The sequence below is a fragment of the Aquamicrobium segne genome, from assembly GCF_042656785.1.
In the GTDB taxonomy this organism is placed as follows: Bacteria; Pseudomonadota; Alphaproteobacteria; order Rhizobiales; family Rhizobiaceae; genus Mesorhizobium; species Mesorhizobium segne.
Genome location: NZ_JBHSLL010000050.1, coordinates 18,533 through 32,161, shown reverse-complemented (window position 1 = coordinate 32,161; position 13,629 = coordinate 18,533). Strand labels below are relative to the sequence as shown.

The window sequence follows — 13,629 nt, the reverse complement described above, 5'->3', positions numbered from 1 at the left end:
TTGAAAAACAGGTCAACTTGAAGCATGGCAGATTTCGTTGCGGTTCTGAAAAAGACGCTGGGTGGTCTTGGCGAGACAACGCCCGAAATGCGGGCAAGGGTCTATGACAAGGCCCGCACCACCATCGCGGCCAGGCTGGCAGCCCTTGACCCGCAGCCGCCCGCAGCCCTTGTTGAGCGCCAGAAAAAAGCACTGGAAGACGCTATTGTCACCGTGGAGGGTGAATATGCACCGCCACAGCCCACCGGCGACGACCCGCTGGCAGAGCTGGAAAGCCTGTTTTCGTCCATTGACCGCAACAAGAACCAGCCAAGCCATGCCGCTCCTTCTCCGAATGTGACGGTTACGCCTGCCCCGCCTCCTTCGGTAGAAGCTCCCCCGGTAGAGCCTGTGCACCCTGTTGCTGAAAGCGCCGCAGAACGGACCGGGCCGGAAGCTGACAAACCCTTACATGCCCAAACGCGGCAGGAGCCGCCTGTAGACGCTCAAACGCGGCAGGAGCCGCTTGGCCCTGAATTCAACCACGATCCGGCTCCAGAATCAGAACCGGACTTTGGCCATTCACCGACAGGCGGGCTGGATGAGACAGATGATGCCGATGATGCTTTCGATCGCCTGCCAGATATCGAAACCGAACAGGATGAAGAGGAACGGCGCAGCCACAAGGGGCTGATAACGGCGCTTGTCGCGCTGGCTGTGCTGGCCGCTGGCGGCTATGGCGCATGGTACAACAAGGATGCCATTGGCGACATGTTTGCCAGCAGCGATAGCGGCGAACCGGAACCGACAACCGTCACACCGGTAGAAGTGCCGCCCGGTGAAGACGTGGCAGCAGCCGATCCATCTGCCGGGCCAGCCCCGGTCGAACCCGCCCCGATCGAACCCAACGGTGAAGCCTCGCAAAAATTCACGCAGCGCCTGCTGCCCAGCGGCGAAGAGACCGATCCCGGCCCTGCCGGTGGTGGCAGTTCCATTGGCGAAGGCTCCTCTGTCGTGGCGCTGACCACGCCCCCTCCAACCGCAGCCCCCGGCGCAGGCCCATCTGCGGCACAGGACCAGAACACACAAAGCGCACAATCGGGCGTTGCTGTCGGCCAGAAGGCCATCTACTACGAAGAGCGCACCAATCTGGCGCAAGGCTCGGCAGAATCGGGCAACACCGTATGGTCGCTGGTACAGGAATCACCCGGTGGCGATGAGCCACCTGAACCCGCCATTCGCGCTGAGGTGCAAATCCCCGGCAAGGATGTGCAGCTTCGCATGACCATCCGCCGCAATGCCGACACCACGCTTCCGGCCAGCCATATCATTGAAATGATTTTCCTGACCCCCACCGACTTCGAGGGCGGCGGCATTGACGGGCTGTTACGGATTGCCTTCAAGAGCGCCGAGCAGGATGCGGGCAGCCCGCTGATTGGCGTTCCGGCCAAAATTGCCGATGGCTATTTTCTGGTGGCGCTCAATGACACCAAGGCCGATGAAGATGCCAATATGGCGCTCTTTCGCAATCGGGAATGGATCGATATTCCCGTCATCTATAAATCGGGACGCCGCGCTTTGCTGACCATGGAAAAAGGCATTCCAGGCGACAAGGTGTTTGATGAGGCAATCAAGGCCTGGCAGGAAAAGACGGCAGAGTGAAATGACAGCCGAGGATCAGGCTTCGAGTTCCTCACGCAGCATTTCCAGTTCCAGCCACTCTTCCTCAAAGGCGGCAAGATCCGTCCGCTCCTTGTCGAGCGCCGCAATGGTCTTTTGAAAGCCTGCCGGATCACGCTCGTAAAAATTAGGATCGGCGATTTTGTCTTCCAGCCGATTGATTGCCTCTGTTGCCGCCTCGATCTTTTTGGGCAGGTTTTCCAGCGCAAATTTCTGCTTGAAAGACAGTTTTCTGGATATGGCCTTGCCTGGCTCTGGCTGTTTTCCAGCCGATTTTTCCTCATCTGCGACAGTGCGTGAGCGTTGCTTGCGATCTTCCAGCTTAGAGGCCCCGCGCTGCGCCAGCATGTCGGAATACCCCCCGGCATATTCGATCCAGCGCCCCTCACCATCGGGCACAATCACGCTGGTGACAGTGCGGTCAAGAAAATCGCGGTCATGGCTGACAAGAATGACCGTACCAGCAAAGCCCGCCACCAGTTCCTGCAACAATTCCAGCGTTTCCATGTCAAGATCATTGGTCGGCTCGTCCAGCACCAGAAGATTGGCAGGGCGCGACAACACCCGCGCCAGCAGCAAACGGGCGCGTTCACCGCCCGACAATTTGTGCACCGGCGTGCGTGCCTGCTCCGGCCTGAACAGAAAATCCTTCATATAGGACGCGACATGGCGCTGCTCGCCATTGACGATCAGGCTCTCGCCCCGCCCATCGGTCAGATAATGGGCCAATGTCTCATTCGGGTCAGCCGCCTCACGTTTCTGGTCAAGCGTGGCGATCTCCAGATTGACCCCAAGCCGCACAGTGCCGGAATCGGGCGCAAGCTCACCCGTCAGCATTTTCAAAAGCGTGGTCTTGCCAGCCCCGTTAGGCCCGACCAGTCCGATGCGGTCACCTCGCTGGATGCGGGTGGAGAAATCACTGACCACATTAAGATCGCCAAAGCTCTTGGCGATGGATTTTGCCTCAATCACCAGCCTGCCGGATTCGGCAGCGTCACTGGCAACCATGGTTGCAGTTCCTTCCGCCCCCCTGTGGCTGCGATGGCGCTGGCGCAGCGCCTGCAATTCACCAAGGCGGCGCACATTGCGCTTGCGCCGGGCGGTCACACCATAGCGCAGCCAGTGCTCTTCACGCACGATCTGACGGCCAAGCTTGTGCTGTTCGCGCTCTTCTTCCTCCAAAATCTTGTCACGCCATTCCTCAAAATGCGCAAAACCCCGATCAAGGCGGCGGGTCTGGCCGCGATCCAGCCAGATAGTGGCGCGTGACACCCGCTCCAGAAAACGGCGATCATGCGAAATCACCACCAGCGCCGAAGATGAACGGATCAGTTCTTCTTCCAGCCATTCGATAACATTCAGATCCAGATGGTTGGTCGGCTCATCCAGCAACAAGATATCAGGCTCAGGCGCCATGACGCGGGCAAGGGCAGCGCGGCGCGCCTCACCACCCGAAAGCTCGGCCGGATTTTCTTCACCGGTCAGGCCCAGATGCTCCAGAAGATAGGTGGCGCGATATGGATCATCGGCAGGCCCAAGCCCCGCCTCGACATAGCCACGCACCGTGGCAAAACCTTCCATGTCAGGCGCTTGCGGCAGATAGCGAATGGTGGCGGTCGGCTGACGGAAAATCTCGCCATCCTGCGCTTCGGCAAGCCCGGCTGCAATCTTCAGTAATGTCGATTTGCCTGATCCATTGCGCCCCACGAGCGCGATGCGGTCGCCCGGACCAACGGCAAAATCAGCGCCATCAAGCAGCGGCGTGCCGCCAAAGCTAAGGTAAACACCGGCAAGGTTGAGAAGCGGCGGGGCCATATCAGCCTCCCTGTTCAGGCAATGGATGGGCAAGCAGCATGGCGCAGCCCTGCTCCAGTTCAATGGTCAACTGGCTCAAAACCTCATTCGACATGGTCAGTGATGAGCCAAACGGCACATTGACTGCCGCCAGTTCCCATTTGGCGCCGCGCACACTAAGGCCGGCAAGGTCTGAAAAGCCAAGGATCGAAAACAACGTGCCTTTGGCATAGTCAAATGTCGAACACCCGCGCGACAAGGGTCGGCCCTCCTGTGTGCCGCTGGTCAGCAACACATCGATGCCTTTTTCAGCCAGCCGCAAGCCCAGCGCCAGATGCAAAAAGGCGTGATCGGTACGCGCACCGCCAAAGGCGCCTGCCAGAACCAGCCGGATCGCCCCCTTTTCCAGCGCAATTTCAACGGCCAGTTCCCCATCCGTGCTGTCCTTATCCACGGGAAAGCTGCGTTTGGGCACTGAATTTAGATGTGGTGGCAATAATGCGGGTGCAGAATCAAAATCCCCCACCCAAAGTTCGGGCACAAGGCCAAGGGTGTGCGCATGTTGAATGCCGGAATCGGCGGCAATAATGCGGCTTCCCGCAATCTGGCGATCAAGTGCAGGGGTGCGGACAAGTTCTCCACCCAGAAGGATTGTATATTGGCTCATGATCCAAGCCCCTTAGCAGTCCCATCACTGGAACGAAAGATGCAGCAATGCTCTTGCTTGCCTGAAGCGGGCAACCTATCTGTAAAACGCTCTAACGGGGTGCCGGACGCAATCATTTGCGGCCCGGCTGAGAGGCGTCACACGCCAACCCGCTGAACCTGATCCGGTTTGCACCGGCGGAGGGATTAGAAGCTGCCGGACAGTCGGTGCCTCAGCCCCTTCAAAACCACCTTAAGGAGGCGTTGATGCGCACAGTTTTATTATCCATCCTGTCCGCCACATTGCTGGCGACAACTCCGGCCGCAGCGCAAGACAAGCTCACCATCTACACTTATGACAGTTTTACCGCTGAGTGGGGTCCCGGCCCGCAGGTGAAGAAAAATTTTGAAGCTGAATGTGGCTGCGAGGTTGATTTCATTTCGGTGGCCGATGGCGTTGCCCTGCTCAACCGGCTCAAACTTGAAGGGACCTCCACCAAAGCCGACATTGTGCTCGGTCTCGACACCAATCTTGTGGCGGAAGCGCAAGCGACCAATTTGTTTGCGCCCCATGGCCTGACGATGGAAACAAACATTCCCGGCGGCTGGTCTGATGCAACTTTTTTACCTTACGACTATGGTTATTTCGCCGTGGTCTATGACACGCAAGAACTGCCCGTCCCGCCTGCCAGCATGAAAGAACTGGTTGAAGGCGACCCGGCACAAAAAATCATCATTCAGGACCCGCGCACCTCAACGCCGGGGCTGGGGTTGCTTTTGTGGGTACGCGCCATCTATGGCGATGAGGCAGATGCGGCATGGGAAAAGCTGAAAACCCGCATATTGACGGTAACGCCCGGCTGGAGTGAGGCTTACGGGCTGTTCACCAAGAGCGAAGCGCCAATGGTTTTGTCTTACACCACCTCGCCTGCCTATCACATGATTGCCGACAAGTCCGACCGCTATCAGGCGGCCGGTTTTTCCGATGGCCATTATCTTCAGGTCGAGGTCGCGGGCATGACCCTGACCGGCGCCAAAAATCCGCTGGCACAACAGTTTCTTGCCTTCATGACCGGACCGGGCTTTCAGGATACGGTATCGCAAACCCAGTGGATGTATCCGGCGGGAAAAACCAGCACACCGCTTGACCCCACCTTTGACCGTCTGGTGAAACCGGCCAAAACCTTGCAATTTACCCCTCGGGAAGTAGCCGACAATCGCAAAGCCTGGGTCGATGAATGGCTGGGCGTGATGAGCAGGTAGCCAGCTTGGCCAGCAAAATCTCGTCCATAACAGGCAATCCGCGCATTCTTGCCGGGCTTGTCGCACTTGCCGCAATTTCAACGCTGATTGGCGGGGCTTTTGCCGGTCTGGCGCTTGAGGGTGTGCAGGATTTTTCAGGCGCGCTTGCTGCCTTTGATCCCTATATGATCAGGGTTGCCCGCTTCACATTGTGGCAGGCGCTCCTTTCCACCCTGCTATCGATTGCGCCTGCCCTGCTGGTGGCGCGGGCCTTGACGCGCTTTCCCGATTTTCCGGGGCGCGGGCTGATCCTGCAACTTTTTGCCGTGCCTCTGGCGCTGCCCTCCCTTGTCGCAGCCCTTGGCGTGCTCGCCCTTTATGGTCGTTCCGGTTATTTTGCCGGGCTTTTTTCAACATTCAGCGCTGGAGAATGGCCGGGCATATATGGACTTTCCGGCATTCTGGTTGCCCATGTGTTTTTCAACCTGCCACTGGCCACACGTCTGTTTGTCGAAGCATTACAAACCGTTCCCACAGATCAATGGCGGCTGGCCAGCCAGCTTGGCATGGGTGCTTTTGCCAGTTTCCGGCTGATTGAATGGCCAAGGCTGCGGCAGGCGCTGCCGGGTATTGCCGGGCTGGTGTTCATGCTGTGCATCACCTCATTCACCATCGTGTTGACACTGGGCGGCGGCCCGCGCGCCACCACGCTGGAAGTGGCGATCTATCAGGCATTGCGCTTTGATTTCGACCCGGCCCGGGCCGTTGTGCTGACCGCATTGCAGGTGGCCCTGACGCTTGCCATCGTCTTTGTGCTGGCAAGGCTGGGCACCAATACACAGGCGCAAATCAATCTTTCCGTTGCCCCGCGCCGTTTTATTGTCACGGCAACCAGCGAAACAGTCTTCAACAGCGTCCTGATCCTGCTGGCGGTGCTGTTTGTTGCCGGGCCAATGGCGGCCATGGTGGCGGCTGGCTTGCAAGCAGATCTTGGCCGTCTTGTCATGGACCCTGCCGTGCAACGCGCAACCCTTACCAGCCTTGTTCTGGCCATGCTGTCCGCACTGCTGGCGGCCAGCCTGTCCCTGGCGCTGGTAATGGCTCGACAGGCGCTGGAACACCCTGCCCATGCGCGCCACCCATTGCTGCACTATGCCACCGATACAGGTGCCAGCTTCGTGCTGGTGGTGCCGCCCATTGTCATTGGCGCTGGCTGGTTCATCCTGCTGCGCCATGTGGCTGATGTGTTTGCGCTTGCCCCGATACTGGTCATCACCGTCAATGCGGTGATGGCCATGCCCTTTGCCATCCGAGCCATCCGCCCTGCCCATGATGCGGCAAGTGCGCGCCATGAGCGTTTATGTGCCCAGCTTGGCATTGCTGGCTGGGTGCGGTTTCGGCTGATCGACTGGCCGGTGCTGCGCCGGCCAATGACGACGGCTGCGGCTTTTGCCATGGCGCTGTCACTGGGCGATCTTGGTGTGATTGCACTTTTCGGCTCAGATGCGGTGCAGACCCTGCCCTATCTTTTATTGCAGCGCATGGGCAGTTACCGCACCAGCGATGCGGCAGGGCTGGCGCTCATTCTGGGGCTGGCCTGTCTGGCGCTCATGTTTATGTCTGCCAGGCTGGCGCCCGCCTGGCAAAGGGAAAAACGGCCATGAAATCTTCTGCCTCCTCTCCCGCTGAAGTGCAGCTGGACAAGGTGATTTTCAGCTATGGCGAGGGTGTATTTTCATTTGACGTCACCTGTCGGGCAGGCCATGTCACCGCCATTATGGGGCCGAGCGGATCAGGCAAATCCACGCTGCTCAATCTTGTTGCCGGTTTTGAAAAGCCTGCTTCCGGTCATATTCTGATCGGGAACAGGAATGTCACCCATGACAGTCCGGCCCGGCGGCCGGTCTCGATGGTGTTTCAGGAAAACAACCTGTTTGCGCATCTGAATGTCGAGCAAAATGTCGGGCTGGGTCGCTCCCCTTCCCTGCGCCTGACCAAGGCAGACCATGCTGCAATCATTGACGCGCTGGCGCGCACCGGACTGGAGGCCAAGAACAAGCGGCTGCCCGGCGAACTTTCAGGCGGCGAGCGCCAGCGGGTGGCGCTGGCGCGGGTTCTGGTGCGTGAGCGCCCCGTGCTGCTGCTGGACGAGCCTTTCGCCTCACTTGGGCCTGCCTTGCGCGAAGATATGCTGGATCTCGTTGCCGCCTTGCAAAAGGAACGCGCCATGACCGTGCTGTTCGTCACCCACCAGCCCGAGGATGCGCAACGTATTTCACATGACATGATTTTCATCGAGACCGGCCATGTCGTGGCGCAGGGCCCGGTGCAGGATTTCTTCAGCAAGGCTGGTCCAGAGGCTTTCCAGCGCTATATAGGCACACAACAAGCCGGTTGATCTTGCAGATAAAATACTCCGGCTGGACTGTTTGCCCGTATTACAGACATAATTTAGCATCATGGAAACGTCAGAAACTATGGCAGGATCGGTCGAATCACGGCAGACCCTGTCTATTGCTGTAAATCTTGCTGATCCCGGTTGAGGAAGGAAATCCCGCTGTTGCCCGCTCTGAAGCCTGACCGAAAGCCATTTTCGCTGCAGATGCTGATGCTGGCCCTGACAGCTTCAGCACTGGGCGCCTGTCAGGCCATCGTGCCGCCTGATATGCAGGAATCCGCCTTCCGGCCTTCCACAAAGCCGGTCACCGTGGACAATGTCACCGCCAATAACAAGCTGAGCGAACTGGCGCGCGCCCAGCACCCGCGCATTCTGGCCACTTATGGCGGGGAGTATTCCGACCCGAAGCTGGAGCGCATGGTGGCCAAGGTCATTGGCAGCCTGACCACGGTTTCGGCCAATCCGGGCCAGAATTACCGCATCACCATTTTAAACTCACCCAATGTCAACGCCTTTGCGCTGCCGGGCGGCTATCTCTACATCACCCGCGGCCTTCTGGCGCTGGCCAATGATTCGTCAGAACTTGCAGCCGTGGTCGCCCATGAAATGGGCCATGTCACCGCCAATCACGGCTTGCAGCGGCAACGGCTGGAAGCCGAGGCAGGACTTGCCACCAAGGTCGTCGCCGACGTGCTGGGCGACAACCCTGCCGCCAAGGCCGCACTTATTCGCGGCAAATTGCGCCTTGCCCAGTTCTCGCGCAATCAGGAACTGGAAGCCGATGTCATCGGCATCAAATCACTGGGCGAGGCAGGTTATGATCCTTATGCCTCCAGCCGCTTCCTGCAATCCATGTCGGCTTATACGGATTTTCGATCTGTCACCGGGGCAACCGATGCCAGCCTCGACTTTCTGGCCACACACCCCAACACACCGCAGCGCATTGAACTGGCCTTGCGCCATGCCCGTCAATTCGGCCAGCCCGGCGTCGGCACACGCGACCGCGACAGCTACCTTGCCGGTATTGACGGCCTGCTTTTTGGCGACACGCCCGAAGAAGGCTATGTGCGCGGCAATGATTTTCTGCACCCGAAGCTCGGCATTTCATTTTCAGTCCCCGACGGCTTCATGATTGACAACACGGCAGCGGCTGTCACGGCAACCGGGCCGGGCGATATGGCCGTTCGCTTTGATGGTGTTGCCCTCGACCCCGGTCGCTCACTGGCAGACTATATCCGCAGCGGCTGGGTGGCAGGGCTTGACGCATCCAGTGTGCAAGAGACAACCATCAACGGCAATCCGGCAGCAAATGCCAAAGCGCGCGCTGAAGGCTGGCAATTTGATGTCACCGTCATCCGCGCCGGCAATCAGGTTTACCGGCTGTTGACTGCAGCCCCGGCAGCCAGCACCGCTCTTGGCAGCGTGGCGCAGTCCGTCAGCAGCTCTTTTCGCCTTCTGACACAGGCTGAAAAAAATGCGCTCCAGCCGCTGCGGATCAAAGTCGTCACTGTCAAACCCGGCCAGACCATGGGCACGCTGGCTGCACAGATGGTGGGCGTTGATCGCAAGCTCGACCTGTTTCGGGTTCTCAATGCGCTTGGACCGGGGGCTGCACTTTCAGCCGGGGACAAGGTTAAAATCGTCACCGACAGGTAATCGGGGTAAATTTCAGCAAAATTAACCCTTTATGTAATGAACTTGCCGGTTTTGGGTGGCAGGCAGCTTGAGCGGCAGCCTCCATATGGCTATACGCATCACTATGACCAATGAAGAAAAATCCCAACTGGAAGCCTTGTCGCAATCTCTGCGCAAGGAACAGGCAAGTTTGTTGCTGGCAGCAGCCACAAGCGGCTCCCTGCCCAGCAACAGCACGATCCAGCGTGTTGCTTATCTGGAACTGAATATCGCAGCCATTGAAAACACGCTTTCAGACCCGGTCTGAGCTCATTTTTGAATGCAGATGGCGGCAACCTGGCGCTGCTGCTTCTTGCTCAAAGAAATTTTCCCCGACAAAAACATATTTTCGCCACTTTTCATCTTCTGCCCGCTTGCAATGGAGTGTAAGCTACGCCTTAATAAGAAATTCGTCTGCTTAGGGTCAGGACCTGTTAATTTGATCAAATCCTGACCCTACGACCCGACAGCAAATTTCAAACCTCAGGGGCACGATGCCGTTTCGGAGCAAACAGACCGGAGTAGAAACAGGCATTCTCCGCGATCAGCTTACCGATCTGCGCAGCAGCCTGCTCATTTCAATGCCCATCAGCACAATCTTGTCGCTGCTGATCGTCATCACCACATTCATCTCGGATTTTGCCTGGGATGTCGTGCTATGGTTTGTGCTCATCAATATCATCAATGGCACACGCATCTTTCTGGCGCTGAAGCAGCCCCAGGCAGAAGCGCTTGAGCAGGCTGACCTGCACTCTTTGAACAAATGGCTCAACAGCTATAAGCTGCTGGCGCTGTCAGCGGGTATCATATGGGCATATGTCGCCGTTCTGGCACAAGGCTTCACATCTCCTGAAGCGCCTGTCTATCTTCTGATCCTGACAGGCGTTTCGGCAGGTTCTGTATCTTATAGCGGCTGTTATGCTGCATTGCCGATCCTGTTCATATCCCCGCCACTGCTGACGATTATAGTGTATATGATCTTGAATGGCGGCACCGGTAGCTATGTGATGGCCGCCGCAACCTTGCTCTTCTTCATCGGGATGACGAAAAGCTCCTTTCTTGGCCAGACCCGCTTTCGGGAAATAAGCCGCCTCAAATACGAGGCCAGGCAACACGCCTCCGAGATGGAGAAAAAATCGCGGGAAGACCCGCTGACCGGATTGCTCAACCGTCGTGGACTGGAACAGGCGGTCAAATCGCTGGACCCCGTCGGAAACAGTCTCTTCACCGTCATGCTGATCGGTCTGGACGGGTTCAAATCTGTCAATGATGCCTATGGCCACCGTATCGGCGACAAGCTGCTGGCCAAAATCGCAAACCGGGTCGAAACCGAGGCTCCTGCCAGCCCCATTCTGGCCCGTGTAGGCGGCGATAAATTTGCGCTGGTGCTGGTAGATGGTCAATCACCCGAACCTGAAGAACTGGCGCGCCGGATCATTGCCTCTCTTTCCTGTCCCTATAAGGGTATCAGTTCCGTTCACCTGGGGGCTTCCATCGGCATTTATGTAACGCCGGAGACCGATCTGACCAATATGCTGTTGCGCGCTGAATATGCCCTCCATGCCGCCAAGCGCCACAGCCGCAACCAGTTTTATATGTTCAACGCCGAGCTCGAAACAAGTTTCGGTCGCCAGCAATGTATTGAACGCGATCTGAAGGCAGCCCTGGAAACAGACCAGCTACAAAACTGGTATCAGCCGGTCATCCGCTTGGAAAACGGCAAGGTCATCGGCTTTGAAAGCCTGCTGCGCTGGCACCACCCTGACCATGGATCGATCGCCCCGCCTGAAATCATCACCGCTGCACATGTCACCGGCCTGTTGCCGGTTTTGACCAAAACAGTCTTTTTAAACGCCTGCACCATGATAAAAAGGCTGCGCCATCAGGGGCGGTCCGATATTCGCGTTGCCATCAATATCTCGCCGCGCGAACTTGAAGCCCCCGACATCGATACCCTGATCCTTGACGGACTTGAGGCGCATGGCCTGCCATCCTCGATGCTGGAAATCGAAATTACCGAAGAAGCACCTGTCGATAGCGAGCATCTTCAGGAAAAGCTGACATATTTGGCAAAAGCAGGCATTTCCATCGCCCTTGATGATTTTGGCTCCGGCTTTTCCTCGCTTGCCTCACTCAAGGATCATCGCTTGTCCCGGATCAAGATTGACCGCAGCTTTACCGTTGATCTTGCCGGAACCCCCGAAAACCGTCTGCTGGTCAAGGCCGTTATCGATCTGGCCAAAACACTCAATATAGAGGTAACAGCCGAAGGTATCGAAACCTGCGAACAGGCCCGCATCTTGCAATCCATGGGCTGCGTCAACGCGCAAGGCTACCTGTTTTCGCCTGCCCTGCCGATTGAAGAGGCTCTGGCCTTACGACAGTTTTCAGTCTCGGATGATGATCTTTCTTAGAGCATCGGACCAAAAAGTGGAATCGGTTTTTGGATAATTCCGATGCTCATTCAAAGAGTTAGAGCGTCCTTTGTGCGTCCGACAGGACGCACGGCGCTCTAGCCATAACCGGGCAAGACCATTATGTCGATACGTCTGGCGCAACGAAAATGCGGGTAAAATGCCCCATTTTGCGTCCCGCTCGCGCTTGCGTCTTGCCGTAAAGATGAACCATGATGTCAGTTTCAGCCACCAGTTCAGGCAGGCGGGCCACATCATCGCCAATCAGATTTTCCATCACACAATCGCTGTGCCGCCGCGGGCTTCCCAGCGTCAGCCCGGCAATGGCCCTGATATGCTGCTCAAACTGCGAAATGGTGCAGGCAACTTCCGTCCAGTGCCCGGAATTATGCACACGCGGAGCCATTTCATTGACCAGCAGCGACCCGTCCTCCAGCGCAAAGAACTCCACGCCGATCACCCCGACATAGCCAAGCGCGTCAAGCAAAGTGGCAGTGGCCTCACCGGCGCTGCCAGCCATGGCCGGTGAAATGGCTGCCGGCACAGTTGAAGTGTGCAAAATGCCATCGCGATGCACGTTCTCAGCCGCATCGTAAATCGCCACATGGCCGTTGGCGTCACGCGCGCCAATCACCGATATTTCACGCTCAAAGGAAATCAGCCCTTCCAGAATGAGCGGCACACCTCCCATGTCCTCAAAGACACCAGCGCAATCCGTGCTTTTTGTGTTGCGAAATACACGCTGACCCTTGCCATCATAGCCCATGCGGCGTGTTTTCAAGACACCATTGCCGCCAAAATCCTGCAAGGCAGAGGCCAGATCCGCATCACTGTCCACCGCCAGAAACGGTGCCGTGCCAATTCCAATGCTGTTTAGAAACTGCTTTTCCACCAGCCGGTCCTGTGACATTTCCAGCGCGCGCGGTGGCGGCAAAACCGGCACTTTGGCAGCCAAAGCCTCAACAGCCTCCACCGGCACATTTTCAAATTCATAGGTGATGACAGCGCTGATTGCAGCCAGTTCCGCCAATCCGGCAGGGTCATCATAGGCGGCAACAATATGCCGGTTGGCAAGCTGGGCTGCCGGACACTCAGCCTGCGGCTCCAAAATGGCGATATGATAGCCAAGGCGCGCCGCAGCCATGGCCAGCATCCGGCCAAGCTGGCCGCCGCCGATAATGCCGATGGTCGATCCAGGAGCCAGCATCAGGCATCATCCTTCGGCTCAAGCGCCACATTTTGTGTCTGCTGTGCGCGCCATGCATCCAGCCGCCCGGCCAGTTCTGCATCATCAAGCGCCAGCACGGCAGCGGCAAGAAGGGCTGCATTGACTGCACCGGCCTTGCCGATGGCCATTGTGCCAACCGGAACGCCAGCAGGCATCTGCACGATGGACAAAAGCGAATCCTGCCCCGACAAGGCTTTTGATTCCACCGGAACGCCAAAAACCGGCAAAGGCGTCATCGAAGCAGCCATGCCGGGAAGATGCGCGGCTCCACCAGCGCCTGCCACCACAATCTTGTAACCGGCAGCCTTTGCCCCGGTAGCAAAATCATACAGACGCTGCGGTGTGCGATGCGCCGAAATAATCAGGCTTTTATAAGAAACACCCAATGCGGCCAGCGTTTCAGCCGCATGGCGCATGGTTGCCCAATCGGACTGGCTGCCCATGATGATGGCGACATCGGCTTGTGTGTCGGTCAAGGCCTTGGCTCCACTTGGTAAAGCGGGGACGTAGCGGAATTTTTGCATGCCTGCAAGAACAAGCCACTGAAGCAAGCAGCACTATACAGGTGAATTGAC

The 13,629-nt window shown here is 57.6% G+C and carries 12 protein-coding genes and 1 riboswitch; of the genes, 7 read left to right on the top strand and 5 right to left on the bottom strand.

Annotation, left to right across the window (positions count from 1 at the left end):
- The first annotated feature begins 24 nt into the window (after positions 1–24).
- A complete protein-coding gene (locus tag ACFPLB_RS13355; RefSeq protein ID WP_378230406.1) occupies positions 25–1,641 on the top strand; it encodes a hypothetical protein in 1,617 nt (538 codons plus the stop codon).
- Between the two features lie 15 nt (positions 1,642–1,656).
- Here the strand turns inward: ACFPLB_RS13355 and ACFPLB_RS13350 are convergent, their stop codons facing one another.
- The gene (locus ACFPLB_RS13350) at positions 1,657–3,474 is read right to left on the bottom strand and encodes an ABC-F family ATP-binding cassette domain-containing protein (protein ID WP_378230404.1); all 1,818 of its coding nucleotides are present in this window, start codon (positions 3,472–3,474) and stop codon (positions 1,657–1,659) included.
- 1 nt (position 3,475) lies between these two features.
- On the bottom strand, positions 3,476–4,120 hold the full coding sequence (locus tag ACFPLB_RS13345) for a thiamine diphosphokinase (protein ID WP_378230402.1): 645 nt from the start codon (positions 4,118–4,120) through the stop codon (positions 3,476–3,478).
- Between the two features lie 85 nt (positions 4,121–4,205).
- A riboswitch (TPP riboswitch) is annotated at positions 4,206–4,322 on the top strand.
- A gap of 43 nt (positions 4,323–4,365) precedes the next feature.
- Here ACFPLB_RS13345 and thiB point away from each other — a divergent pair.
- The 5 genes from thiB (at position 4,366) to ACFPLB_RS13320 (ending at position 9,680) form a co-directional block, all read left to right on the top strand.
- Complete coding sequence (thiB, locus tag ACFPLB_RS13340) at positions 4,366–5,361, top strand: thiamine ABC transporter substrate binding subunit (RefSeq protein ID WP_378230400.1); 996 nt, start codon at positions 4,366–4,368, stop codon at positions 5,359–5,361.
- Positions 5,337–7,004 carry a thiamine/thiamine pyrophosphate ABC transporter permease gene (gene thiP / locus ACFPLB_RS13335; RefSeq protein ID WP_378230398.1) on the top strand — a complete coding sequence of 556 codons (1,668 nt, stop codon included), beginning with the start codon at positions 5,337–5,339 and terminating at the stop codon, positions 7,002–7,004. Before thiB ends, thiP begins: the two co-directional genes overlap by 25 nt.
- Positions 7,001–7,738 carry a thiamine ABC transporter ATP-binding protein gene (thiQ, locus tag ACFPLB_RS13330; protein ID WP_378230396.1) on the top strand — a complete coding sequence of 246 codons (738 nt, stop codon included), beginning with the start codon at positions 7,001–7,003 and terminating at the stop codon, positions 7,736–7,738. The genes thiP and thiQ overlap by 4 nt, the downstream gene beginning before the upstream one ends.
- 204 nt (positions 7,739–7,942) lie before the next feature.
- Positions 7,943–9,394, top strand: a complete 1,452-nt coding sequence (locus ACFPLB_RS13325) for a M48 family metalloprotease (RefSeq protein WP_378230490.1) — start codon at positions 7,943–7,945, stop codon at positions 9,392–9,394.
- Positions 9,395–9,479: 85 nt separating this feature from the next.
- Positions 9,480–9,680, top strand: coding sequence for a hypothetical protein (locus tag ACFPLB_RS13320; protein ID WP_378230394.1), 201 nt, complete (start codon positions 9,480–9,482; stop codon positions 9,678–9,680).
- 2 nt (positions 9,681–9,682) lie between these two features.
- On the opposite strand, the gene ACFPLB_RS13315 is transcribed toward ACFPLB_RS13320, so the two are convergent.
- Positions 9,683–9,859 (bottom strand): hypothetical protein, encoded by a 177-nt coding sequence (locus ACFPLB_RS13315; protein ID WP_378230392.1) that lies wholly within the window; start codon positions 9,857–9,859, stop codon positions 9,683–9,685.
- A gap of 47 nt (positions 9,860–9,906) precedes the next feature.
- Here ACFPLB_RS13315 and ACFPLB_RS13310 point away from each other — a divergent pair, with 47 nt between their 5' ends.
- Positions 9,907–11,826, top strand: a complete 1,920-nt coding sequence (locus ACFPLB_RS13310) for a putative bifunctional diguanylate cyclase/phosphodiesterase (RefSeq protein WP_378230390.1) — start codon at positions 9,907–9,909, stop codon at positions 11,824–11,826.
- A 121-nt stretch (positions 11,827–11,947) separates the two neighbouring features.
- Here the strand turns inward: ACFPLB_RS13310 and ACFPLB_RS13305 are convergent, their stop codons facing one another.
- The gene (locus tag ACFPLB_RS13305) at positions 11,948–13,036 is read right to left on the bottom strand and encodes a 5-(carboxyamino)imidazole ribonucleotide synthase (protein WP_378230488.1); all 1,089 of its coding nucleotides are present in this window, start codon (positions 13,034–13,036) and stop codon (positions 11,948–11,950) included.
- Positions 13,033–13,530 carry a 5-(carboxyamino)imidazole ribonucleotide mutase gene (purE, locus tag ACFPLB_RS13300; RefSeq protein ID WP_378230388.1) on the bottom strand — a complete coding sequence of 166 codons (498 nt, stop codon included), beginning with the start codon at positions 13,528–13,530 and terminating at the stop codon, positions 13,033–13,035. The genes ACFPLB_RS13305 and purE overlap by 4 nt, the downstream gene beginning before the upstream one ends.
- Positions 13,531–13,629 lie beyond the last annotated feature (99 nt).

Coding starts and splice junctions, on each gene's coding strand:
- ACFPLB_RS13320 (WP_378230394.1), top strand. CDS start 9,480: ATGGCTATACGCATCACTATGACCAATGAAGAAAAATCCCAACTGGAA.
- thiB (WP_378230400.1), top strand. CDS start 4,366: ATGCGCACAGTTTTATTATCCATCCTGTCCGCCACATTGCTGGCGACA.
- thiQ (WP_378230396.1), top strand. CDS start 7,001: ATGAAATCTTCTGCCTCCTCTCCCGCTGAAGTGCAGCTGGACAAGGTG.
- thiP (WP_378230398.1), top strand. CDS start 5,337: ATGGCTGGGCGTGATGAGCAGGTAGCCAGCTTGGCCAGCAAAATCTCG.
- ACFPLB_RS13350 (WP_378230404.1), bottom strand. CDS start 3,474: ATGGCCCCGCCGCTTCTCAACCTTGCCGGTGTTTACCTTAGCTTTGGC.
- ACFPLB_RS13310 (WP_378230390.1), top strand. CDS start 9,907: ATGCCGTTTCGGAGCAAACAGACCGGAGTAGAAACAGGCATTCTCCGC.
- ACFPLB_RS13355 (WP_378230406.1), top strand. CDS start 25: ATGGCAGATTTCGTTGCGGTTCTGAAAAAGACGCTGGGTGGTCTTGGC.
- ACFPLB_RS13345 (WP_378230402.1), bottom strand. CDS start 4,120: ATGAGCCAATATACAATCCTTCTGGGTGGAGAACTTGTCCGCACCCCT.
- ACFPLB_RS13325 (WP_378230490.1), top strand. CDS start 7,943: ATGCTGATGCTGGCCCTGACAGCTTCAGCACTGGGCGCCTGTCAGGCC.